The sequence below is a fragment of the Streptomyces sp. NPDC091376 genome (assembly GCF_044757085.1).
Taxonomy (GTDB): Bacteria; Actinomycetota; Actinomycetes; order Streptomycetales; family Streptomycetaceae; genus Streptomyces; species Streptomyces pratisoli.
Genome location: NZ_JBIVUF010000008.1, coordinates 140,092 through 161,435, shown reverse-complemented (window position 1 = coordinate 161,435; position 21,344 = coordinate 140,092). Strand labels below are relative to the sequence as shown.

The 21,344-nt window shown below is 71.7% G+C and carries 22 protein-coding genes and 2 pseudogenes; 14 read left to right on the top strand and 10 right to left on the bottom strand.

Features of this window, described 5'->3' with window-relative positions:
• The first annotated feature begins 60 nt into the window (after positions 1–60).
• Both ACIQMR_RS19320 and ACIQMR_RS19315 read left to right on the top strand, forming a co-directional pair.
• Positions 61–778 (top strand): annotated as a pseudogene (locus ACIQMR_RS19320) (SDR family NAD(P)-dependent oxidoreductase).
• Positions 779–1,014: 236 nt separating this feature from the next.
• Complete coding sequence (locus ACIQMR_RS19315; protein ID WP_401388340.1) at positions 1,015–2,046, top strand: nitronate monooxygenase; 1,032 nt, start codon at positions 1,015–1,017, stop codon at positions 2,044–2,046.
• A 198-nt stretch (positions 2,047–2,244) separates the two neighbouring features.
• Here the strand turns inward: ACIQMR_RS19315 and ACIQMR_RS19310 are convergent, their stop codons facing one another.
• Complete coding sequence (locus tag ACIQMR_RS19310; protein ID WP_401388337.1) at positions 2,245–2,865, bottom strand: TetR/AcrR family transcriptional regulator; 621 nt, start codon at positions 2,863–2,865, stop codon at positions 2,245–2,247.
• Positions 2,866–3,009: 144 nt separating this feature from the next.
• Between ACIQMR_RS19310 and ACIQMR_RS19305 the strand changes: the two genes are divergently transcribed.
• Positions 3,010–3,363 carry an SgcJ/EcaC family oxidoreductase gene (locus tag ACIQMR_RS19305; RefSeq protein ID WP_401388334.1) on the top strand — a complete coding sequence of 118 codons (354 nt, stop codon included), beginning with the start codon at positions 3,010–3,012 and terminating at the stop codon, positions 3,361–3,363.
• Here ACIQMR_RS19305 and ACIQMR_RS19300 read toward each other — a convergent pair.
• Positions 3,360–3,494, bottom strand: coding sequence for a transposase (locus tag ACIQMR_RS19300; RefSeq protein ID WP_401388331.1), 135 nt, complete (start codon positions 3,492–3,494; stop codon positions 3,360–3,362). The two genes, ACIQMR_RS19305 and ACIQMR_RS19300, sit on opposite strands and share 4 nt — an antisense overlap.
• Before the next feature lie 197 nt (positions 3,495–3,691).
• Positions 3,692–4,918 carry an ROK family protein gene (locus tag ACIQMR_RS19295; protein ID WP_401388328.1) on the bottom strand — a complete coding sequence of 409 codons (1,227 nt, stop codon included), beginning with the start codon at positions 4,916–4,918 and terminating at the stop codon, positions 3,692–3,694.
• A gap of 263 nt (positions 4,919–5,181) precedes the next feature.
• On the opposite strand from ACIQMR_RS19295, the gene ACIQMR_RS19290 reads away from it, so the two are divergent.
• The 3 genes from ACIQMR_RS19290 to ACIQMR_RS19280 all read left to right on the top strand — a co-directional run bounded on the left by ACIQMR_RS19290 (position 5,182) and on the right by ACIQMR_RS19280 (position 7,810).
• On the top strand, positions 5,182–6,498 hold the full coding sequence (locus ACIQMR_RS19290; RefSeq protein WP_401388325.1) for an MFS transporter: 1,317 nt from the start codon (positions 5,182–5,184) through the stop codon (positions 6,496–6,498).
• A gap of 135 nt (positions 6,499–6,633) precedes the next feature.
• Positions 6,634–7,029, top strand: a complete 396-nt coding sequence (locus tag ACIQMR_RS19285; protein ID WP_401388322.1) for an SCO4225 family membrane protein — start codon at positions 6,634–6,636, stop codon at positions 7,027–7,029.
• 40 nt (positions 7,030–7,069) lie between these two features.
• Positions 7,070–7,810: a maleylpyruvate isomerase family mycothiol-dependent enzyme gene (locus ACIQMR_RS19280; RefSeq protein WP_401388319.1), complete on the top strand. Its 741-nt coding sequence runs from the start codon at positions 7,070–7,072 to the stop codon at positions 7,808–7,810.
• A 204-nt stretch (positions 7,811–8,014) separates the two neighbouring features.
• Here ACIQMR_RS19280 and ACIQMR_RS19275 read toward each other — a convergent pair whose 3' ends face one another.
• A complete protein-coding gene (locus ACIQMR_RS19275; protein WP_401388316.1) occupies positions 8,015–8,416 on the bottom strand; it encodes a MarR family winged helix-turn-helix transcriptional regulator in 402 nt (133 codons plus the stop codon).
• 87 nt (positions 8,417–8,503) lie between these two features.
• Between ACIQMR_RS19275 and ACIQMR_RS19270 the strand changes: the two genes are divergently transcribed.
• Positions 8,504–10,021 (top strand): MFS transporter, encoded by a 1,518-nt coding sequence (locus tag ACIQMR_RS19270; RefSeq protein ID WP_401388313.1) that lies wholly within the window; start codon positions 8,504–8,506, stop codon positions 10,019–10,021.
• Positions 10,022–10,132: 111 nt separating this feature from the next.
• Positions 10,133–10,426: a DUF6332 family protein gene (locus tag ACIQMR_RS19265; protein ID WP_401388310.1), complete on the top strand. Its 294-nt coding sequence runs from the start codon at positions 10,133–10,135 to the stop codon at positions 10,424–10,426.
• On the opposite strand, the gene ACIQMR_RS19260 is transcribed toward ACIQMR_RS19265, so the two are convergent.
• From ACIQMR_RS19260 to ACIQMR_RS19250, 3 genes are all read right to left on the bottom strand, one after another.
• Positions 10,387–11,052, bottom strand: coding sequence for a response regulator (locus ACIQMR_RS19260; protein ID WP_401388307.1), 666 nt, complete (start codon positions 11,050–11,052; stop codon positions 10,387–10,389). The genes ACIQMR_RS19265 and ACIQMR_RS19260 overlap by 40 nt on opposite strands.
• 76 nt (positions 11,053–11,128) lie before the next feature.
• Positions 11,129–12,391 (bottom strand): sensor histidine kinase, encoded by a 1,263-nt coding sequence (locus tag ACIQMR_RS19255; RefSeq protein ID WP_401388304.1) that lies wholly within the window; start codon positions 12,389–12,391, stop codon positions 11,129–11,131.
• A gap of 53 nt (positions 12,392–12,444) precedes the next feature.
• Positions 12,445–13,209, bottom strand: a complete 765-nt coding sequence (locus ACIQMR_RS19250; RefSeq protein ID WP_401388301.1) for a TetR/AcrR family transcriptional regulator — start codon at positions 13,207–13,209, stop codon at positions 12,445–12,447.
• Positions 13,210–13,350: 141 nt separating this feature from the next.
• On the opposite strand from ACIQMR_RS19250, the gene ACIQMR_RS19245 reads away from it, so the two are divergent.
• The gene (locus tag ACIQMR_RS19245) at positions 13,351–13,806 is read left to right on the top strand and encodes a nitroreductase/quinone reductase family protein (RefSeq protein WP_401388298.1); all 456 of its coding nucleotides are present in this window, start codon (positions 13,351–13,353) and stop codon (positions 13,804–13,806) included.
• Here the strand turns inward: ACIQMR_RS19245 and ACIQMR_RS19240 are convergent.
• Positions 13,796–15,100, bottom strand: coding sequence for a geranylgeranyl reductase family protein (locus ACIQMR_RS19240; protein WP_401388877.1), 1,305 nt, complete (start codon positions 15,098–15,100; stop codon positions 13,796–13,798). The two genes, ACIQMR_RS19245 and ACIQMR_RS19240, sit on opposite strands and share 11 nt — an antisense overlap.
• 139 nt (positions 15,101–15,239) lie before the next feature.
• Between ACIQMR_RS19240 and ACIQMR_RS19235 the strand changes: the two genes are divergently transcribed.
• Positions 15,240–16,604 (top strand): dipeptidase, encoded by a 1,365-nt coding sequence (locus tag ACIQMR_RS19235; RefSeq protein ID WP_401388295.1) that lies wholly within the window; start codon positions 15,240–15,242, stop codon positions 16,602–16,604.
• Between the two features lie 80 nt (positions 16,605–16,684).
• Complete coding sequence (locus ACIQMR_RS19230; protein ID WP_401388292.1) at positions 16,685–17,398, top strand: MBL fold metallo-hydrolase; 714 nt, start codon at positions 16,685–16,687, stop codon at positions 17,396–17,398.
• Positions 17,399–17,407: 9 nt separating this feature from the next.
• Here the strand turns inward: ACIQMR_RS19230 and ACIQMR_RS19225 are convergent, their stop codons facing one another.
• Positions 17,408–18,451 carry an NUDIX domain-containing protein gene (locus ACIQMR_RS19225; RefSeq protein WP_401388290.1) on the bottom strand — a complete coding sequence of 348 codons (1,044 nt, stop codon included), beginning with the start codon at positions 18,449–18,451 and terminating at the stop codon, positions 17,408–17,410.
• A 147-nt stretch (positions 18,452–18,598) separates the two neighbouring features.
• On the opposite strand from ACIQMR_RS19225, the gene ACIQMR_RS19220 reads away from it, so the two are divergent.
• Complete coding sequence (locus ACIQMR_RS19220; protein WP_266376356.1) at positions 18,599–18,775, top strand: hypothetical protein; 177 nt, start codon at positions 18,599–18,601, stop codon at positions 18,773–18,775.
• A 19-nt stretch (positions 18,776–18,794) separates the two neighbouring features.
• On the opposite strand, the gene ACIQMR_RS19215 is transcribed toward ACIQMR_RS19220, so the two are convergent.
• Positions 18,795–19,733: an N-acetylmuramoyl-L-alanine amidase gene (locus ACIQMR_RS19215; RefSeq protein ID WP_401388287.1), complete on the bottom strand. Its 939-nt coding sequence runs from the start codon at positions 19,731–19,733 to the stop codon at positions 18,795–18,797.
• A gap of 86 nt (positions 19,734–19,819) precedes the next feature.
• Between ACIQMR_RS19215 and ACIQMR_RS19210 the strand changes: the two are divergent.
• Positions 19,820–20,134: pseudogene (locus ACIQMR_RS19210) on the top strand (alpha-galactosidase); the annotation flags it as partial.
• Positions 20,135–20,476: 342 nt separating this feature from the next.
• Positions 20,477–21,340, top strand: a complete 864-nt coding sequence (locus ACIQMR_RS19205; RefSeq protein WP_401388284.1) for a DUF4394 domain-containing protein — start codon at positions 20,477–20,479, stop codon at positions 21,338–21,340.
• Positions 21,341–21,344: the final 4 nt, after the last annotated feature.

Genomic DNA, 21,344 nt, shown 5'->3' with positions numbered 1-21,344 from the left:
CTTTGTACTAGCCGACCGGTCGGCTAATCACAGAACCCCATCTTGTCGAAGAAGGTCATCATGAACACCACGCACGTTCGAAAGGTCGCGGTCGTCACCGGCGCGTCGCAGGGCATCGGAGCCGGGATCGTGAGCGCCTACCGCAGGCTGGGCTACGGCGTCGTCGCCACCTCGCGCAACATCGCCGCGTCGGACGATCCCGACGTCGTCACCGTCCAGGGCGACATCGCCGACCGTGCGACCGCGGAACGCGTCATCGCCGCGGGCGTCGAGCGGTTCGGCCGCATCGACACACTGGTCAACAACGCGGGGATCTTCATCGCGAAGCCCTTCACCGACTACACCGAGGACGACTACGACGCGGTGCTCGGCGTGAACGTGGACGGCTTCTTCCGCATCACCCAGCTCGCGGTCGAGCGCATGCTCGAGCAGGGCGGAGGGTCACGTCGTCCAGATCACGAGCACGCTCGCCGACCAGGCCAGCTCCAGCGTGACGTCCGTACTCGCCTCGCTGACCAAGGGCGGTCTGCAGTCCGCCACCAAGGCGCTGGCCATCGAGTACGCCGGCCGCGGGATCCGGAGCAATGCCGTGTCACTGGGCACGATCAAGACGCCCATGCACCCCGAGGAGCATCACGCGGCTCTCGCGGCCCTGCACCCGGTCGGACGCATGGGAGAGGTGAGCGACATCGTCGACGCGGTGGTCTACCTCGAGAACGCACCGTTCGTCACGGGCGAGATCCTCCACGTCGACGGCGGCCAGAGCGCCGGGTCCTGAGCACGGACGGACACGGCCGGCCCCGTCGGGGCGCGGGCCCCGAGGCGGGGGCGCGCCCCGCGCCCTGCCGACCGCCGCCCCTGAACCGGCTGCCGGCGATCCGCCCGGCACCGAGGCGAGCGAACCGATCGGCACCAGCCCACCGACCGGCACCAGCCCGCTCAGGGACCGCCCAGAGCGAGCCGGTGCCCCGTTCCGGATCAGGCCCTTCACCCGCCTCACGAGGAAGGCACTCCATGGCTTCACCACTCGACGCGCTCGGCGTGGACAACCCGGTTCTGGTCGCGCCGATGGCCGGTGGCCCCAGCACCCCCGCCCTGGTCGCGGCAGCCGCCGGGGCGAACGGACTGGGGTTCCTGGCCGGCGGATACAAGACCGCCGACGCCCTGGCCGAGCAGATCACCGAGGTCCGCGACCAGGGCGTCACCTTCGGGGTCAACCTCTTCGCACCCAACCCCCTGCCGGTCGATCCGGAGGCCTTCCGGCGCTACGCCGCCGAGATCGCACCCGAGGCCCGGGCCTACGGACTGGACGCCCGGGCAGCGGGAATCGTCGAGGACGACGACCACTGGACGGACAAGATCGACTTGCTGCTGGCCGAACCCGTACCGGTCGCCAGCTTCACCTTCGGCATCCCGGACGCATCCGTCATAGCCGCGTTGCGCGCCGCCGGAACGCTCGTCGTCCTGACTGTCACTTCGCCGGCCGAGGCACGCCTGGCCGCGGACGCGGGAGCCGATGTGCTGGCCGTGCAGGCGTCGGCCGCGGGAGGGCACTCCGGCACACTCGACCCGCAGCACGTCCCGGCACCTGTTCCACTGACCGATCTGTTGCGGCGGATCCGGAAGACGGCGCCGCTGCCGCTCTTCGCGGCGGGCGGACTGGCCACGCCGGCAGGCGTGGCCGGGGCACTGCGCGCCGGCGCCGAGGCGGTGATGGTGGGCACGGTCCTGCTGCGGGCGGACGAAGCCGGTACGTCGCGTCCCCACAGGGCGGCCCTGGCCGATCCCGCGCGCCACCGGACCGTGGTGACCAGGGCGTTCACCGGCAGGCCCGCACGCGCCCTGTCCAACCGGTTCACCGACCACTACGGCGGGCTCGCGCCTTCCGGCTATCCGGCGCTGCACCATCTGACCAGGCCTATCCGCCAAGCCGCTGCCTCGGCCGGCGACGCCGAGCGAATCAATCTGTGGGCCGGGACCGGGTACCGCCACGCCATCGCGGAACCGGCAGCCCGGATCCTGCGGAGGCTGGCCTCCCACGTCTGAACGACCTCGGCGCCCGGCGCACGCCGGGCGTCCCGGCCCCAGGCCCCGGGCGCCGGGTCGGCATGACTGCGGCCCTGCACCACTGGACCACTGCACGACTGCACGACTGCACGACTGCACGAGTGCACGACTACGGGACTCGTGGCTGCCGACACGCCCCACCCACCGCCCCACCCACCGGCCGGCGGGGACCGTAGCTCAGGCCTCGGCCGCCGCCTCCTGCGGCGCCCGAGCACCCAGGAGTGCCAGGCAGTTCGCCCAGAGCACGCTCAGCTGGGAGGTGCTGTTGTAGAGCTTCGCGAACAGCACCTGCCCTTCGAGTTGCGCGACGACCGATCGTGCGGCCTCACGTGGGTCGGCGACAGCGACCTCTCCGCGCTCACGCGCCTCGGCGACGACCGACTCGACCATGCCGACCTGGGCGTCGAAGATCCCCTGCAGGCGTTCGCGGATCGCTTCGGTCTGATTGCTCAACTCCAGCGTCAGGTTCCCGAACAGGCAGCCGGAGACGGTGCCACAGCTCTGCTGTCCCGCGCGCTGACTCGCCTCCGTCTCCTCGAAGAGCTGCCGCAGCCGCTCCAGAGGGGCGGCGTCGCCACCGAGGACTCGGGTCCATTCGCGCCGCTGGGCGGCCCAGTGCTCGTCGAGCACGGTCAGCGCCAGGGCCTCCTTGGACTCGAAGAAGTAGTAGAAGCTCCCCTTGGGCACCCCGGCCGTCTTGCAGATCTCGGCCACACCCAACGCCGAGTAACCACGCAGCTCGATGAGCGACTGCGCGGCGTTGATGATCTTCTCCCTGGCGTCACTGGTCCGTCCCATGGTGGCAAGTATACGACCGCTCGACTAGTTTGTAATAGACCGGTCGGCTAGCCCGGGGGCTACTCGGCTGCGATGGCCGATCGCCCTCGCGGCCGGGAGCACCGCCCGCACGCACAGATGAGAGCTGACGCGATGAGACATCCCATGCACGAAGTCCTGCGGCGCTGGAAGGCCGCTTTCGACGGCCATCAGCCCGACGCGATGGCCGGCCTGTTCACCCCGGACGCCCTCTTCCAGGGCTTCGGACCCGCCGTCCTCACGGGCCAGGACGCCGTGCGCGGCTACTACGAAGCCGTCCCGCCCGGCCGGAGCGCGGAGGTGGCGGTCCTGCACACGTACACGGTCGGCGAGCAGGTCGCGGGAGGCTTCGCGGCCGTCACGTTCGGCGACGCGCACGGCTGGGAGGCCCGTGTGCACCTGTCGCTGGTACTCCGCCGCGACGACGGCGACTGGCGGATCCGGCAGTACCACGTGTCCCGGGTGGACGCCGAACATTAGGACCTGCCCTCGGACGCGGCCTGGATCTGCTGGAGCAGACGCTCCCACATCCCGTCGCCGGACCACGGCCGGTGCCGTTCGTCGACCGTCTTCCACGGCGCGCACCCCTCGGGCAGGTCATGCCACTGCACCCCGCACCCGGTGCGGAATCCCGTCCATCACCTGCCGGTGACCCGCAGCCGTCGCCACGGGACATCAGTCAGTTCCTGGCGTGTCCGACTGATCCCGACTGACGCGCGACGCCCCGCACTTCCCCGGAGCTTGTGCCTGGGAGTGCCCCTGCGCGGTTGGTCAGCGGCCGATCGGAAGTCGGCCGCCCGGTCGGTCCTCAGGACACGGGCTGCGGCAGGGCACTCAGGGGATCGTCCAGGACCGGCTGCCAGGCCAACTCCGCCGCGCCCACCAGGCTGTTGTGGTCGAGCGTGCACGGCAGGATCGGCACGCTGCCGCTGCGGCCCCACAGGCTGCGGTCGGCGACGACTGCGCGGAGGCGTTCCGGGTCGGCGTCGAGGAGTTCACGATGGAGGCCGCCGAGGATGATGCGGTCGGGGTTGAGGATGTTCACGAGACCGGCGAGGCCGAGGCCGAGACGGTCGATGAGTTCTTCGGCGGCCGCACGCACCGACGGGTCGCCGTACTCCGTGCTGAGCAGGTCCCGGGACTGCTGGAGCAGGGAGACTTCGGGGCCCGGGTCGCGGCCGGCGGCCGTGAGGAAGGCGAGCGGGTCGGCCTCGACGTCGAGGCAGCCGCGACTGCCGCAGTGACAGGGGCGCCCCTCGGGGTTGACGGTGAGGTGGCCGACCTCCAGGGCGAGGCCTGAACTGCCGGTGTGCAGACGTCCGTCGAGGACGAGAGCGCCACCGACACCACGATGGCCGGTGGCCACGCAGAGCAGGTGCTGGGCCCCGCGACCGGCACCGTGCCGGTGCTCGGCGAGGGCGGCGAGATTGACGTCGTTGCCGGTGAAGGCCGGTCCCATGACTCCGGCCGCACGGACGCGTTCGGCGAAGATGTCGCGGACCGGGGCACCGGCGGGCCAGGCGAGATGGAGGGGATTCAGCGCGGTTCCCTCGGGCTCGGCCACGGCGGAGGGGACGGCGAGGCCGGCGCCCACACATCGTCGGCCGGTGGCGCGCAGCAGTGCCGCGCCGGCGTCGACGACCTCGCCCAGTACCTGCGCCGGGTCGGCGGAGACCGTGACACAGCCGGGAGCGGTCGCGACGATGGTGCCGCCAAGGCCGACCAGCGCGGCGCGGAATCCGTCGGCGTGCACCTGGGCGGCGAGGGCGACGGGCCCCGCGTCGTCGACGGCGAGGCGATGCGAGGGACGCCCCTGGGAACCGGCGGCCGCGCCGGGCCTGGAGTCGACCCGGATGAGGCCGAGCGCTTCGAGTTCGGCGGCGACGGCACCGGCGGTGGCGCGGGTGACGCCCAGTTCGGCGGTCAGGACGGCCCGGGTGGGCGCGCGGCCCGTGTGGACCAGTTCCAACGCGGGCCCGAGTGCGCTGCGGCCTCTCTCCAGCTTCGTCCGGGTGCTCGTCACCTTGCCGTTCATGGGCGAAGTCTCCCATGATCCCGCAGGCCCGGTGGGCGATCCGGCGCCCGGTGGCCGGTTGCCGGGTGGCCGGTTGCCGGTTCCCCTCGCGTCCGCCCCGGACATCGCGCCTCGCCCGGACTTCACGACGCTCGACGGTGGCGGGAGGGCGCGCACCTCCAGAAGCCTGTGACGGCTCGCGCACTTCCAGGAGCCGGTGGTGAGAGGCCCGTACACCGGAGCCTCGGTTGTGCGGGAGCCGCGCCGGGCCCTATCCTGACTTTGTGCCGCCACTAAACAAACTCGACGCCCCTCACTCCCTCACCCGCCTTCGCGCCGCGCTCACCGTCTTCTTCGCCCTCGACGGCTTCCTCTTCGCCGGCTGGGTCGTCCGTATCCCCGCCATCAAGCAGCAGACCGGTGCCTCCGCGAGCGATCTGGGGCTCGCGCTCCTCGGTGTGTCGGCCGGGGCCGTGGTGACGATGACACTGACGGGGCGGCTGTGCCGTCGCTTCGGGAGCCATCCGCTGACCGTCGCGGCCGCGGTCCTGCTGTGCCTGAGCATCGCGCTGCCCGCACAGACGCATTCCTCGCTCACCCTGGGGCTGGTGCTGCTCGTGTTCGGCGCCGCGTACGGCGGCATCAACGTGGCCATGAACAGCGCAGCCGTCGATCTGGTCGCGGCCTTGCGACGGCCCGTGATGCCCAGTTTCCACGCCGCCTTCAGCCTGGGCGGCATGATCGGCGCGGGGCTCGGCGGGCTGGTGGCCGCGGGCCTGTCGCCCGCCGCGCACCTGTTCGCCCTCACGGGCATCGGGCTGCTGGTCACCGCCGCGGCCGGACCTGTGCTGCTGCGTCACCCCTCCCCCGAGCCCCCCGGGCGGTCGGCCTCGACGGCGGATGCTCCGGCGGCCGGCCCGGCCCGCCTCTCCGGCCGTACGCGCCGGCTCGTCGCGCTCTTCGGTGTCATCGCCCTGTGCACGGCGTACGGCGAAGGCGCGCTGGCCGACTGGGGCGCGCTGCACCTGGAACAGGACCTCGGCGCGCACGCGGGTGTCGCGGCCGCCGGGTACTCGCTGTTCGCGCTGGCCATGACGGCGGGACGGCTTTCCGGTACGACCCTGCTGGAGCGGCTCGGCCAGACCCGGACGCTGGTCGCGGGTGGTGCGACCGCCACAGTGGGCATGCTGCTCGGCGCGCTGGCGCCGACGGTGTGGCTCGCACTGCTCGGGTTCGCCGTGACCGGCCTCGGGCTGGCGAACATCTTCCCGGTGGCGGTGGCACGCGCCGGCGCACTGGCGGGTCCCGGTGGGGTGGCGGCGGCCTCCACGCTCGGCTACGGCGGCATGCTCCTCGGCCCGCCCGCGATCGGGTTCCTCGCCGACTGGTTCTCGCTGCCCGTGGCCTTGACCACGGTGGCGATGCTCGCTGCCGCGGCCGCGCTGATCGGGTACGCGGCCCGGAAGGCACCGGCCGGTCCTGTCACACCGGCCGGTCCCTCCCCGTCCGCACCGGCCGAAACCGGACAGACGCCGATCCAGCAGTCACAGGCCAGGCAGGACCGTTCCGGACAGGCACCCCGCCGCGAGCACGCGCACTGACCGTACGCCCCCGACCGGCGGTCCTTCCGGCGTACTGAGTACGGGCGGCCTGAGTAGCCGTACTCAGGCACAGCGCTTCCCTGGCGCGCACCATGGACGCATCGACCTCAGGGGGCATCCGCCATGACATCCCGCATGACATCCCGGTCCTCGAAGTCCCGGTTCACGAACTCCCGGTTCACGAACTCCCGGCGTCGCCTGTCGGGCCTTGTCCGTCTGACCTTCGGGAATCCCGCGTCGCTCGCCTATCTCGCCGTCGTCGTCGCCACAGCGGTGTTCGTCGCCGTGGACAGCCTGTTCGTGCGTCACGAGGACGCCTCGCTCGCCGGTGCCTGGCTGTTCCTGCTCGCCGCGCCTACGGTCTTCGTCTTCCTCATGGCGGGCTCGCTGTTCGGGGACGCCGTCATCGGCTCGGTCTGGTTCCTCTACCCCGCGCTGGTCCTCTCGGTGCTGATCCAGTCCCTCGCCCTCGGCCTGTTCGTACGGCTGCTGCGCGGTGGCCGGCACTCCGCCCACCCTCAAGGCGCCTGACGCCTGACGCCGACGTCTCGCACTTGGCAGAATGCCCGGCATGGAGACCGCCGAGCTGATCAAGTCCCTGGTCCGGGAGGGCCAGTTGCTGGCCGGTGCCGCCGACGAGGCGGGCCCCGACGCCGCGGTGCCGACGTGCCCGGGCTGGCGGGTCAGGGACCTGCTGCGGCACACCGGCATGGTCCACCGCTGGGCGACCGCGTTCGTGGCCGAGGGGCACACGGAGTACCGCCCGGACTCGGGCGAGCCCGACCTGGACGGCGACGAGCTGCTGGAGTGGTTCCGGGAGGGACACGGCCTGCTGGTCGCGGCGCTCGCCGAGGCCCCGGACGATCTGAAGTGCTGGAGTTTCCTTCCGGCGCCCTCCCCGCTTGCGTTCTGGGCACGGCGCCAGGCCCATGAGACCGCCGTGCACCGGGTGGACGCCGAGTCGGCGCTCGGCGAGCCCGGTCCCGTGGCGGCCCGCTTCGCGGCCGACGGTGTCGACGAACTGCTGTGCGCGTTCCACGCCCGCCGGAGCAGCCGGGTGCGGACGGCCGGGCCACGGGTCCTGCGGGTGAGGGCCACGGACACGGACGACGTCTGGACCGTGCGGCTGTCCGACGAGCCCGCGCGTGCCGACCGTACGGGAGAAGGGCCCGCGGACTGTGAGCTGAGCGGGCCCGCGGGCCGGCTCTACCTCGCCCTGTGGAACCGGCTGCCCCTCGCGGCCGTGACCGTGAGCGGAGACGAGGAACTCGCCCGCCTGTGGCGCGAGACGTCCGCGATCACCTGGTCCTGAGGACACGGCAGCGACGCGGTCCACACCTCACGATCCGCATCTCCGGGCCCCGTCCGGGGTCAGCGGTCAACCGTCAACAGCCCGCGTCGGCCGTCGCCGGTCGGCCCTCCGGCAATCCGCCGTCGACCCTCCGCCCATCCGCCGTCGGCTGTCCGTCGTCTCCGTCGGCTCTCGGCCGTCCGTGTCACCGTCAGCCGTCAGCCGTCAGCGAGTCGGCCGCACCAGCATCCTGGACAGCACCGCCCGCTGCAGCGGCTGCACCTCGGCATGGCGCTCGCGCCCCGCGTCCGTCAGCGCGACCCGCACTCCGCGGCGGTCCTCGCTGCACATCACGCGGTTCACCAGCCCGTCCTTCTCCAGCCGCGCGACCAGGCGTGACAAGGCGCTCTGGCTCAGGTGCACTCGGGAGGCCAGCTCCTGCACCCGGTACGAGCAGCCGCCGTCCTCCGCGGCTCCTTCGGCCAGCACGTCGAGGACCTCGAAGTCGCTCGCGCCCAGCCCGTGCTGATGCAGCTCCCGGTCGAGCTCGCACATCGTGCGCGCGTGCAGCGCGAGCACGTCACGCCATTCGTCCACGAGCGCACGCTCGGACTTCTTCGCCGCCATGACCACACGTTAGCAGAAAACCGGCACATTGTTGCATCGGAATTAAATGCGCTTGCATTCAATGCATGCGCATGTAGTGTGCTGCGCATGACCTCTCCGCTCAACGTCCCCGCATCGCAGGAACGCTGGACACCGCGGCTGTGGGGCACCCTGCTCGTGCTCTGCGCCGCGATGTTCCTCGACGCCCTCGATGTCTCGATGGTCGGCGTCGCCCTGCCCTCCATCGCCACCGACCTCGGCCTGTCCACCTCGTCCCTCCAGTGGATCGTCAGCGGCTACATCCTGGGCTACGGCGGACTGCTGCTCCTCGGTGGCCGCGCGGCCGATCTGCTCGGCAGGCGCCGGGTCTTCCTCATCGCGCTCGCCGTCTTCGCGCTCGCCTCCCTGCTGGGCGGGCTCGTCGACTCCGGGCCGCTGCTGATCGCGAGCCGCTTCATCAAGGGCCTGAGCGCCGCGTTCACCGCGCCCGCCGGCCTCTCCATCATCACCACGACCTTCAAGGAGGGCCCACAGCGCAACCGTGCCCTGTCGATCTACACCACCTGCGCCGCCACCGGCTTCTCCATGGGCCTGGTGCTGTCCGGGCTCCTCACCGAGGTGAGCTGGCGGCTCACGATGCTGCTGCCCGCGCCGATCGCCCTGATCGCGCTGCTCGTGGGCATCAGGTTGATCCCGCGGAGCAGCCGTGAGGACTCCGGCAAGGGCTACGACGTCCCGGGCGCCGTCACGGGTACGGCCGCGATGCTCCTGCTGGTCTTCACCGTCGTCCAGGCTCCCGAGGCGGGCTGGGCCTCGGCCCGTACGCTGCTGTCGTTCCTCGCCTCGGCCGCGCTGCTCACGGCCTTCGTGACGATCGAACGCCGCAGCACGCACCCGCTGATCCGGCTGGGCGTGCTGCGCTCTGGCAGCCGGATCCGGGCCAATCTGGGTGCCGCGTTCTTCTTCGGCTCCTACGTCGGCTTCCAGTTCCTCGTCACGCAGTACATGCAGTCGCTGCTCGGCTGGTCGGCGCTGCAGACGGCGCTGGCCTTCCTCCCCGCGGGTGCGCTGGTGGCGCTCTCCTCGACGAAGATCGGCTCGGTGGTGGACCGGTTCGGCACGCCCAGGGTGATCGCCACCGGGTTCTCGCTGCTCGTGATCGCCTACGCGCTCTTCCTCCGGATCGACCTGTCGCCTGCCTACGCCACGGTGATCCTGCCCTCGATGCTGCTGCTCGGCGCGGCGTGCGCCCTCGTCTTCCCCTCGCTCAACATCCAGGCCACCAACGGGGTGGAGGACCACGAGCAGGGCATGGTCTCCGGGCTGCTGAACACGTCGATCCAGGTCGGCGGGGCGATCTTCCTCGCCGTCGTCACCGCGGTGATCACGGCGGGAGGCGACGCGGGCAGCTCACCGCAGCAGGTGCTGGACAGCTTCCGTCCCGGCCTCGTGGTGGTCACCGTCATCGCGGCGGCGGGTCTGCTCATCACCCTCGCGGGACTGCGTTCGCGGCGCGCCGCACAGAGCGGAAGGACGGTCCTGGTCGCGAGGTCCGCACCGGACCACGAGTCCGGGCTCCGGACCCGGCACGAGCCCCGGTCGGAGGAGGTATCGGTCGGCGACTGACCCAGGGCGACTGACACAGGGCGCCCGACACGGGCGCTCAGGATGACGACGACACGGTGGCGGTGCGGGGACGGTTGCCCGTGCCGCCACCGTCCTGTGACACTCGCGGTCATGGGGGAACGCACGCAGGCGGACCGGGACGCGATCACCGTCGAAACCGGGTACGCGCTGCTGAGCGCGGCGTTCGCGGCCGCGGTGGTCTTCGGCGTGATCGCCGGGCCCAAGCTGATGTTCGTGATGCCGTACGCCGTCGAACGCGGTCTGCTGGTCGCGGGGGCGGCCGCCGCCGCCCTGGTCTTCCCGGTGCGGGTGGTGACCGTGCTGCGCCGCTTCTCACGCACACGGGGCCGGCCGGATCAGCCGGATCAGCCGAGCCACCCGGGCCGGACCAGCCCGGACTCATAGGCCAGCACGACCAGTTGGGCCCGGTCGCGCGCGCCCAGCTTCACCATCGTCCTGCTGACGTGCGTCTTCGCGGTGAGCGGGCTGACCACGAGCCGGCGGGCGATCTCCTCGTTCGACAGCCCGATCCCCACCAGGGCCATCACCTCCCGCTCGCGCTCGGTGAGTTCGGCGAGAGCCTCGGCCCCGGCGGGTTCCTTGGAGCGGGCGGCGAACTCGGCGATGAGCCGGCGCGTCACCCCGGGCGAAAGGAGCGCGTCGCCGTCCACCACCGCCCGTACCGCGCGGAGCAGTTCCTCGGGCTCGGTGTCCTTCACCAGGAACCCGGAGGCTCCCGAGCGGATGGCCTCGAAGACGTACTCGTCCAGCTCGAAGGTGGTCAGCATGACGACCTTCACGCCGTCCAGCGTCGCGTCCTCGGTGATGCGCCGGGTGGCGGCGAGTCCGTCGAGCCGGGGCATGCGGATGTCCATCAGCACGACGTCCGGCCTGAGTTCGGCGACGTTGCGCACCGCCTCCTCGCCGTCCGCGGCCTCGCCGGCGACCTCGATGTCCGGCTGGGCGTCGAGCAGCGCCCGGAAGCCGGCCCGTACGAGCGACTGGTCGTCGGCGAGCAGTACCCGGATCACGGTGTCTCCCTCGATGCCTTCGATGCCCTCGATGCCTGAAGTGCGTTCGCTGCCCTCGCCACCTTCGACGCCTCGTTCATCGGCTGCGGTCGACCGGCAGACCGGCGTGGACCTGGAAGCCCCCGTCCGGGCGCGGGCCCGCCTCGATCGTGCCACCGAGCGCGGCGGCACGCTCCCGCATCCCGACGAGTCCACGGCCGCTGCCGCCCTGGTGCCCTCCGGTGGCGGGCCCGTCGTCGTCGATCCTGAGATCGACGCGGCCGGACGCGTACGCGATCCGGACCCGGGCCGTGCGGGCGCCCGAGTGGCGTACCACGTTGGTGAGCGCCTCCTGAATGATGCGGAAGGCGGCGAGGTCCACGCCTGGCGGGAGCGCGGTCCGGGTTCCCTCGGTGCCGACCTCGACCGTGAGCCCGGCCCTGGCGGCCTGCTCGACGAGTTCGGGAAGCCGATCCAGACCGGGTGCGGGTGCCCGGGGCGCGTCGCCGGGCGTGCGGAGGGTGTCCAGGACCTGCCGGACCTCGCCGAGTGCCTCCTTGCTGGCCGTCTTGATGGTGGTGAGGGCGGTACGGGCCTGCTCGGGATCGGAGTCGAGCAGCGCGAGCCCGACCCCGGCCTGCACATTGATGACGGAGATGGAGTGGGCGAGAACGTCATGGAGCTCTCGGGCGATGCGGAGCCGTTCCTCGTCCGTGCGGCGCTTCTCCGCCGCCGCCCGTTCGGCGCGTTCGCGGGCCCACTGCTCCCTGCGTACGCGCGTCAGCTCGGCGGCCGCGACGATCGCGGCGACCCACGCCGCACCCACCAGCTCTCCGCCCCACGGAGCGGCCCGGTCGTCGCCCGGCGGCAGATACGCGTAGAGCCAGTGCGCGATGAGGAGATGCCCCGCCCAGAGCAGGCCGACGGCGCCCCAGGCCGCGTAGCGGTGCCCTGCCACGAGGGCGGCGAACACGCCGACCGCGAAGGTGACGAAGACCGGCCCGTACGGATATCCCGCGCCGATGTAGACGAGCGTGATCACCGCGAGCGCGTACACCACGGCGACGGGGTGTCTGCGGCGCATCAGCAGGATCGCGGGCCCGGCGAGCAGCAGCGTGCGGGCCAAGGCGTCGAGGGGCTCGCGGTCGGGCTGGTTCTCGGCCGCGAAGCCCGTACCCACCATCACGAAGACGGCGACGAGGAGGCTGGACAGCCAGGGCACTCGCGTTCCGCCCCACCGGTCCGTTCCGTTCCGGCGGCCGGGTCCGTGACGCCACCACGGCGGTTCGCCGTGCGCCCACGGCGGACCACCCTGCGTCCAGGGCGGACCGCCGTGAGGGCGGGTGCGCTGCTCGTCCATACCGGTCACGCTAGACCCGGCCGGCGCCGGCGGGCGTCAGCCGTGCGCGGTGATCACGCGTACTCCCTGTGGAGTACGCCGGCGGAGCCGGCGGGAGCGAGACCCGCGTCGCGGCCGATGCGGGCGACGGAGTACGCGAAGAAGGCGTCCCGGTCCTCCACGATCTTGGTGAACTGCCCGAACAGTTCGAAGGAGATCAGCCCGAAGACCTGGGACCAGGCCGCCACCAGGGACGCGACGAGCGCCGGGGGCAGATCGGCCGCGAGTCCGGCCGCCATCCGCTCCGCCTCGGCGCGCAGTTCGGCGGCCAGCGGTGGCGGTGCGACGCCGGGACCGCGGTGGGCGTCCCGGGCGACGGTGATGAGGGTGAGCCCGACGCGGGAGGCGGGCTCGATGGTCGTCTGCGGGGCGGCGTAACCGGGCACGGGCGAGCCGTAGATGAGGGCGTACTCGTGGGGGTGGGCGAGCGCCCAGGCCCGCACGGCGGTACAGACGGCGGTCCAGCGCTCGACCGGGTCGGCGTCGGCCGGGCCCGCGGCTCCTTCGGCGGCGGCGCCCACGGAGTCGTAGGCGTCGACGATGAGCGCGGTGAGCAGCTCGTCGCGGCTCGGGAAGTAGCGGTAGAGCGCCGAGGAGACCATGCCGAGCTCGCGCGCGACGGCGCGCAGGGAGAGCTTGGCGGCGCCCTCGGCGGCGAGCTGCGTGCGCGCCTCGTCCTTGATGGCCGCGGTGATCTCGCTGCGGGCCCGCTCCCGGGCGCCTCGCAGGGTGCCGCTGATGCCGCCGCCCGTAGGGCTCCCGTCGTTCGCGCTGTTCATGGAGCCAGTCTGGCACGTTTCGGAGCACCGACCAATAACGAGAGCACTGCTCTTGCCTTGGATGGCTCCCCTCATGCACACTGCTCTCAACGGAGAGCAGTGCTCTCGCCCCGGTTCGCGGTCTCATCCATGGAGGTCACCATGTCGTCGTCGCCGCACTACCTCGAGGCCGGACCGATCGCTCTCCGCTTCAACCGCGTCGTGGGCTGGCTGGCCCGGCACGGCGTCAGCCTGCTGGGCTCCGCCGAGCTCTCCGTACGCGGGCGCAAGAGCGGCCGGATGCAGCGCATCCCCGTCAATCCGCACAGCCACGGCGCGCAGCGGTATCTGATCTCGGCCCGCGGCCACTCCCAGTGGGTGCGCAACATGCGCGTCGCGGGCGGCGGCGAGCTGCGCGTCGGCCGCAAGGTCCGCGGCTTCACAGCCACCGAGATGACGGACGCCCACGAGAAGCTGCCGGTGTTGCGCACCTACCTGGAGCGGTGGGGCTGGGAGGTCAACCAGTACTTCCAGGGCGTGACCGCCAAATCCTCCGACGAGGAGATCCTGGCGGCCGCACCCGACCATCCGGTGTTCCTGATCAACGTCAAGGAGTGACGCGCGCCCCGTCCGACTCCGGCTCGCCACTGCCTCCCGGCTCCTCGGCCGCCTCGTGCTCCCGCGCCACCGTGACGGGCCGGCTGCGGTCCATCGCCTCCAGGGCCCGACGGGCCAGCGGGTGGGTGCGTACGAGACCGGCCAACGACGTCGCACCGCGCGTGATGTCGGCGAACGCCTTCCAGGCGGGCCGGAAGCCCGTGATCGCCGCGTGCAGCAGGCCCGGGCGCCGCTCGAACACCGCGAGCATCCGCCGGCCGACGCCCATCTCCACGCCCAGCCCGGCCTTGATGGCGAACGCGTAGTTCAGCGCCTGGCGGCGCGCGTCGACCGCGTCGTTCGCCTCCGCGACACGGACCGCCCACTCCCCCGCGAGCCGGCCGGAGCGCAGGGCGAACGAGATGCCCTCGCGGGTCCACGGCTCCAGCAGCCCCGCCGCGTCACCGCACACCAGCACCCGTCCGCGCGACAGCGGCGAATCGTCGGCGCGGCAGCGGGTCAGATGCCCGGACGAGACGGCCGGCTCGAAACCGGCGAGCCCCAGCCGGGCGATGAAGTCCTCCAGATAGCGCTTCGTCGCGGCCCCTTCGCCGCGTGCCGAGATCACCCCGACGGTCAGCACGTCACCCTTGGGGAACACCCAGCCGTAACTCCCCGGCATCGGGCCCCAGTCGATGAGCACCCGCCCCGCCCAGTCCTCCGCGACGGTCGCCGGCACCGGGATCTCGGCCTCCAGGCCCAGATCCACCTGGTCCATCCTGACCCCGACATGGGCTCCTATCCGGCTGGCGCTGCCGTCCGCGCCGACGACGGCCCGCGCGAGCACCGTCTCCCCGTCCGCGAGGACGACCGCGACCGTACGGCGGTCGGGAACCGCCGGTCCGTGCTGCTCGACCCGGGAGACGGTCGCTCCCGTGCGCAGCACCGCGCCCGCCTTCTCCGCGTGCTCCACCAGGCTCGCGTCGAACTCGGGACGGTTGATGAGCCCGAAGAGCATCCGGCGCGAGCGGCGCGTACGCGTCAGCCGGCCGTTCATCGAGAACGTGACCGCGTGCACCCGGTCCCGCAGGGGCAGTTCGAAACCGGGCGGCAGAGCGTCCCGTGAGGGACCGATGATCCCGCCGCCGCAGGTCTTGTAGCGGGGCAGCTCGGCCTTCTCCAGAAGGAGCACCCGACGGCCCGCGACCGCGGCGGCATAGGCCGCCGATGCTCCCGCGGGCCCTGCGCCGACCACGACGACATCCCACACCGGCTCGCCCTGGCCGCTGACGGCATCTGCGTTCTCGCTGCTCACGATGTGCTTCTGCTCCCGATCCGACTCGTCGCTGGGGCTCTCCACGGCATCCTACGGCGCGACCCGCGGGCGCCCGGCTATGGGAGGATCGCCGTACCTTCGCATTACACACAACGTCGCACCCACAAGGAGCGTGCCCATGACCGCGAATCCGATCGCCGAGACCGTCGCATCCCTGATGCCCCGTGCGAAGGCGGAGCTCACGGAACTGGTGGCGTTCGAATCGGTGGCGGATCCGGCCGTGGCGCCCAGGAGCGAGTGCGAGGCCGCCGCGAACTGGGTCGCGGGCGCGCTGCGCGCCGAGGGCTTCCAGGACGTGGAGCTGCTCGACACCCCCGACGGCTCCCAGTCGGTCTACGGTCTGCTGCCCGGCCCCGAGGGCGCGCCGACCGTGCTGCTGTACGCGCACTACGACGTGCAGCCGAAGCTCGACGAGTCGGCGTGGATCACACCCCCGTTCGAGCTGACCGAGCGGAACGGCCGTTGGTACGGGCGCGGCGCCGCCGACTGCAAGGGCGGCTTCATCATGCACCTGCTCGCGCTGCGCGCCCTCAAGGCGAACGGCGGCGTGCCGGTCTCGGTCAAGGTCATCGTCGAGGGCTCGGAGGAACAGGGCACCGGCGGTCTCGAGCGGTACGCCGAGGCCCACCCCCAGCTGCTCACGGCCGACGCGATCGTGATCGGTGACACCGGCAACTTCCGGGTGGGACTGCCGACCGTGACGGCGACGCTGCGCGGCATGACGATGATCCGCCTCACGATCGACACCCTTGAGGGCAATCTGCACTCCGGGCAGTTCGGCGGCGCGGCCCCCGACGCGCTGGCCGCGCTGATCCGCGTCCTCGACTCACTGCGCGCCGAGGACGGCTCGACGGTGATCGAAGGACTCACCGCGGACAGCGTCTGGGAGGGGCTCCAGTACCCGGACGCCGACTTCCGCAAGGACGCGAAGGTCCTGGAGGGCGTGGACCTGATCGGGCACGGCACGGTCGCCGACCGTGTCTGGGCGCGCCCCGCCGTCACGGTGATCGGCATCGACTGCTCCCCGGTCGCCGGTGCGACCCCGTCCGTTCCGGCCAGTGCCCGCGCCCAGATCAGCCTGCGGGTGCCGCCGGGCCAGGACGCGGCCGAGGCGACGAAGCTGCTGTTCGCGCACATCGAGAAGCACACGCCGTGGAACGCGCGGGTGAGCCTGGAGCAGGTCGGCCAGGGCCAGCCGTTCCTCGCGGACGTGAACAGCCCGGCGTACACGTCGATGGCCGACGCCATGCGAATCGCCTACCCGGGCGAGGAGATGCAGAGCGCCGGCATGGGCGGCTCGATCCCGCTGTGCAACACGCTCGCCGAGCTCTACCCGCGGGCGGAGATCCTGCTGATCGGGCTGAGCGAGCCGGAGGCGCAGATCCACGCCGTCAACGAGAGCGTCTCGCCCGAGGAGCTGGAGCGGCTGTCGGTCGCCGAGGCGCACTTCCTGGTGAACTACGCGCGCTCGAAGCAGGGTTAGGCGTCCTCGGGGGTCCCCGGTCTCCTGACGCGCTGGTCGAAGCTCGCGGAGAGCGGAGAGCGGAGAGCGGTGCGGCGGACGTGCGCGGCTGCCTACGTCCGCCGTACGCATGTCATCGAGGCAGTGCCCCGGCTGCACATGCTGCGTTTCGGATCGGCCAGGCGTATCTGTGGCGCGAGGGTGCGGAGTTCACCCTGATCGGTTCCGGGGACGTCGACGCGGCCGCGGGGATCGAGGGGGCGGTTCGCGCTCTCGGTGCCGATCCGGCGTCCGTCCGCCGGATCGTCCTCGCGCACGGACACCGCGACCACACCGGCTCGGCGCGGGAGCTCGCGGACCGGTACGGGGCCGAGGTCCTGGCGCACCGGCTGGACGCGTCGGTGATCCGCGGTACGGCGCGCGTCCCCCAACCGGTCCTGCTGGACTGGGAGATCCCGCTGTACGAGCACGCCCGCACGGTGCCGCGGCGCCGCCGGCCCCGGTGGACCGGGAGCTGGAGGACGGCGACGAGCCGGGGTTCGGCGGCGGAGACCCGGGTGGTGCACGTCCCGGGCCACACCGACGGCTCGATCGCGGTCCATCTCCCGCGCCACGGTGCGCTGTTCACCGGGGACGCGGTCGCGGGCGTGGGGCAGGTGATGCCGGGTGTGTTCACCGTAGACCGGGCAGCGGCTCTCGCGTCGATGCGCCGACTGGCCTCCCTCGCGCCGTCCACGGTCTGCTTCGGACACGGCGACCCGGTCACACGGGACGCGGCGGCGGCGCTGAGCGCCGCGGCCGACGCCGCGTCATGACCCGGCGGCTCATGCCGGGCCGACGGGCACACCGGCCTCCAGGTTGAGCACCGTGCCGCGCTCCTTGGCCCGCAGGGCCCAGCGCAGCCGCTCGTAGCGGGCGGCAGGCAGCATCCCGGCGGCCTCCTCCTCGGAGGCGAAGCGCCAGTCCCGCAGCTCGGGGCCCGGCAGGGTCACGCGGGCGGCCGCGTCGTCGCCGGTGAGCCGTCCGCCGTCGAAGAGGAGCCGCAGCCCCCCGTAGCCGGGTGGCCGCCGCGGCTCCCAGTCGACCACCAACAGCCGCGGTACGGCGTCGAGTCGGATCCCCAGCTCCTCGGCGACCTCCCGGATCCCCGCGCGTGCCGGGGCCTCGCCAGACTCGACCACACCACCGGGGAACTCCCAGCCCGGCTTGTAGGTGGGGTCGACGAGGAGCACCCGGTCGCGTTCGTCGAAGAGGAGCACACCGGCGGCGAGGGTCTCGGCGGTCGGTTCGGGTGTCTGCACGATTTCGCTGACCGGGGCCGCGCCGGTGCGTATCGCCTCGGCGACGGCCTCCGCGGTCTCGCGCGGGGTGAGGTGCGAGCTGTCCACGGCGTGGGCGTCGGCGGTGAGCCAGCCGAGGGCGCTGCGGTAGTGCTCGATGTGGTCGTACGCCCCTTGTCCCACGCGCTGTTCCCGGTCGGGACGGTCCGGCTCCTCGCGGGCGGCAGTCCGTGCCCGCAGGATCGTTTCCTCCGGGCGGAGGAGCAGATGCCGGACCGGAATGCGACGGGCCGCCAGGCCGCCGAAGATCTCGTCGCGGTACTCCTGTCTGAGCAAGGTCATCGGCACCACGAGGACACCGCCCACCTCGGCGAGCAGCGCGGCCATGGTGTCCACGACCAGCCGGCGCCATATTGGCAGGTCCTGTTGGTCGGTCACTTCGGCGAGACGTTTCTGCGGCAACAGGGACCGCAACGCGCCGCCGATCACCTCGGGGTCGTACAACGTGCTGTTCGGGATCAGATCGATCAGTTCGCGGGCGGTGGTCGTCTTCCCCGCGCTGAAAGCACCGTTGATCCAGACGATCACGGTTCCCCCTCCTCCGTAGCCCCCTGTGGACTGCCCGCAACACCCTGCCACGGAAACGTCGCAACCGGCTGGCCCGCGGAAGCACCGGGCCGTAACACATCCGGACGGCGCCTCGTTGGGGTTCACGATGAGCAAGGGGGTGCGGAGATGCGCCGTACGGTGCTGGAGCAGTTTCCCGCCGGGGATCCGCGAGGGAGCTGGCCGGCCGAGGAGTTCGCCCGGGCGCGCCGGGACGAGGGCGTGCCGGCGGAGGTCGTGATGGACCTGGAGTCGGACGCGTTCCTCGTGGTGATTCCGCAGCAGGCGGGCGAGTTCCGCCACTGAGAACCCGCCCGCGGGTGGGTCACAGGGCCCAGTACGGGCCCGTGGCGACGCGGTGGAGCAGCCGGACCGCCGAGCCGTCCGGTGTCGTGACGCGGACCTCGAAGCGCAGATGGCGCCCCTTGGGAACGTCGGCGGAGCACAGGAACTGATGGCCGCCGGGACCCTCCCCCGTGACCGTGAGGTAGGGGGACGGGTTGTTGCCTGCCGTGTCGGTCAGATAGAAGCGGCCTTCGATCCGGGCGTCCTTGTGGATGTTGTCGGCGAACAGCAGGTGCACCAGGGTCGAGTGGCGGCGCGGACCCGAGTGCAGGACGGCGTCGGTGAACGCCAGTCCCGTCCAGACGCCCGAGCGGAGTGCGACATCCACGGCGTTCGACTCGTTCAGCATCGACGGCATGTCGAGGTCCTCCTGGGGCGGGGCGGGGCTCTGTCCGGTCGCGCGGGCGACGATTCCGGGAAAGACGACGTTCTTGAACTGGCGGACACGGGCGTCTCCGGGGCAGGCCGTACCGGACACGGCCCAGTCCGCGTGGAGCCGGTGGTAGCCGTAGCCGGGGTCGGCGGCGGAGCGGCAGACACGCAGCGGTATGCCGTGCCGCTCGTGCAGCCAGGCGCCGAGCGCGATGAGCTTCTCGGTCTGCCGGTCCGTCCATGGGTCGGTGTGCTGCAGGTTGGACGCGGTCTCGATGCTGACGGCGCCGGTGCCGTCGGGGCGCAGGTTCGCCCTGTAGTTGGCGTCGGCCCGGGTCTCGGTGCCGATGTACTGGCCGAGGTCGCCCTCGTAACCGAGTCCGAAGTGCGACTCGAGGTTGGTGCTCTCGTTCCAGTACTCGTAGATCCGCCGGGCGGTCCACGGTGCGGCGATGCTGTGCAGGATGAACTGCGTGGGGCGGATGGCGGGTTGGGCGTCCGACTCGGGTTGCAGCTCGTACTTGGTGGCGCCTGGGTACCAGGCCATGCGTGGGGTCCCCTTCTGTCGTGCTCATGATCCTGATGCCGCAGGACCGCGTCCGGGAAACCCCGGGCGCCGCTCTTTCGGGCGAGGAAGGGGGCGAGAACAAGCCCTGGGAATGGGCGGCGGACACCGGCCATCTGTGGCGCACGACCGGTGACATCAGCGACAACTCGGGCTCCATGTTGTCGATCACGAAGCAGAATCCGCCGCTCGCGCCGTACGCCGGTCCCGGCCGGTGGAACGACCCCGACATGCTGGAGGGCGGCAACGGCGGGATGACGGACGTCGAGTACCGGAGCCACTTCTCGATGTGGTCGATCATGGCGGCGCCCCTGCTCATCGGATCCGACCTGCGCAAGGCGACCCCGGCGACGTTCGAGATGCTCGGCAACCGTGAGGTCATCGGCGATCTCGCCGGCTGAGCGAGGTGAACGGCTGGGGGCCGGTGCCGCCGCAGATTACCGGGGTCGGTCCGGGACGGGACGGGTCGGGTCGGTCCCGGTCGGGTCGGGTCGGGTCGCGACGGATCGGGTCAGGTCGGATCGGTCGCTGGGAGCGGCGCTGTCGGTGCGGTGCCCCGGTCGGCCGGACAGCGCTTGCCGCTCAAGCGGCTCGTGTCCCTCACTTGGCGCAGCAGGTGACGCCTTATGGGTCATTTCATCAAGCCATACGGTGATTTACATGCTTATCGTCGGCGTGTTGACGCCTCATCGGATGGGGGCGTCCGAAGAGATCTCGGAGATCTAATGCGTGCAGCAGTAATCGCCCTCGCCCTCGCAGCCTCGATCGCCACGGCCGCGCCGGCGACCGCCGTAGGAATGGATGACGGAGGCGACGGAAGCGGCGGGAACAGTTTGAAGGTGATCGGCCTCACCAGTGACCAGCGACTGGTCTCGTTCCGCGAGAACAAGCCCGGCGACGTCCGGTCGATCGGCGCCGTGACGGGGCTGACCGTGGACACCACGCTCGTGGGCATCGACTACCGGGTACAGAACGGCCTGCTGTACGGGGTCGGCAACCAGGGCGGCGTCTACACCGTGAACCCTCAGACCGCACAGGCGACCAAGGTCCACCAGCTCACGGTCGCCCTGGCCGGCACACAGTTCAGCGTGGACTTCAACCCCGCCGCGAACCGCCTTCGGATCACCAGCGACACCGGTCAGAACCTCCGTCACAACATCGACGACCCGTCTGACCCGCTGACCACCGTCGTGGACACCCCGCTGACCAACACGACGCCGCCCGGAGCGGCGCTCGGGGTCACCGGCGCGGCCTACACCAACAACGACCTGGACGCCTCGACGGGCACGACGCTGTTCGTCATCGACACGGTCAACAACCGGGTCTCCATCCAGTCCCCGGCGAACGCGGGCACCCTCGTTCCCACCGGTGACCTCGGTGTCGACGCGGGCCTGCCGGCCGGCTTCGACATCTACTCCTCGGCCAAGAACGGCACCAACCAGGGCTTCGCCGCTCTCACGGTCGGTGGCGTCGCCGGCTTCTACAAGGTCAACCTGCTGACCGGAGACGCCACGAACAAGGGCGACTTCCCGGACGACGACCAGGTCGTCGACATCGCGCTGGCGCTGAGCCAGCAGCACAAGGACTGACCCA

What these genes read in the sequence shown, in the direction of transcription:
- ACIQMR_RS19315 (WP_401388340.1), top strand. Translation starts at nt 1,015, where the DNA reads ATGGCTTCACCACTCGACGCGCTCGGCGTGGACAACCCGGTTCTGGTC.
- ACIQMR_RS19310 (WP_401388337.1), bottom strand. Translation starts at nt 2,865, where the DNA reads ATGGGACGGACCAGTGACGCCAGGGAGAAGATCATCAACGCCGCGCAG.
- ACIQMR_RS19305 (WP_401388334.1), top strand. Translation starts at nt 3,010, where the DNA reads ATGCACGAAGTCCTGCGGCGCTGGAAGGCCGCTTTCGACGGCCATCAG.
- ACIQMR_RS19295 (WP_401388328.1), bottom strand. Translation starts at nt 4,918, where the DNA reads ATGAACGGCAAGGTGACGAGCACCCGGACGAAGCTGGAGAGAGGCCGC.
- ACIQMR_RS19285 (WP_401388322.1), top strand. Translation starts at nt 6,634, where the DNA reads ATGACATCCCGGTCCTCGAAGTCCCGGTTCACGAACTCCCGGTTCACG.
- ACIQMR_RS19280 (WP_401388319.1), top strand. Translation starts at nt 7,070, where the DNA reads ATGGAGACCGCCGAGCTGATCAAGTCCCTGGTCCGGGAGGGCCAGTTG.
- ACIQMR_RS19275 (WP_401388316.1), bottom strand. Translation starts at nt 8,416, where the DNA reads ATGGCGGCGAAGAAGTCCGAGCGTGCGCTCGTGGACGAATGGCGTGAC.
- ACIQMR_RS19270 (WP_401388313.1), top strand. Translation starts at nt 8,504, where the DNA reads ATGACCTCTCCGCTCAACGTCCCCGCATCGCAGGAACGCTGGACACCG.
- ACIQMR_RS19265 (WP_401388310.1), top strand. Translation starts at nt 10,133, where the DNA reads ATGGGGGAACGCACGCAGGCGGACCGGGACGCGATCACCGTCGAAACC.
- ACIQMR_RS19255 (WP_401388304.1), bottom strand. Translation starts at nt 12,391, where the DNA reads ATGGACGAGCAGCGCACCCGCCCTCACGGCGGTCCGCCCTGGACGCAG.
- ACIQMR_RS19250 (WP_401388301.1), bottom strand. Translation starts at nt 13,209, where the DNA reads ATGAACAGCGCGAACGACGGGAGCCCTACGGGCGGCGGCATCAGCGGC.
- ACIQMR_RS19245 (WP_401388298.1), top strand. Translation starts at nt 13,351, where the DNA reads ATGTCGTCGTCGCCGCACTACCTCGAGGCCGGACCGATCGCTCTCCGC.
- ACIQMR_RS19235 (WP_401388295.1), top strand. Translation starts at nt 15,240, where the DNA reads ATGACCGCGAATCCGATCGCCGAGACCGTCGCATCCCTGATGCCCCGT.
- ACIQMR_RS19220 (WP_266376356.1), top strand. Translation starts at nt 18,599, where the DNA reads ATGCGCCGTACGGTGCTGGAGCAGTTTCCCGCCGGGGATCCGCGAGGG.
- ACIQMR_RS19215 (WP_401388287.1), bottom strand. Translation starts at nt 19,733, where the DNA reads ATGGCCTGGTACCCAGGCGCCACCAAGTACGAGCTGCAACCCGAGTCG.
- ACIQMR_RS19205 (WP_401388284.1), top strand. Translation starts at nt 20,477, where the DNA reads ATGCGTGCAGCAGTAATCGCCCTCGCCCTCGCAGCCTCGATCGCCACG.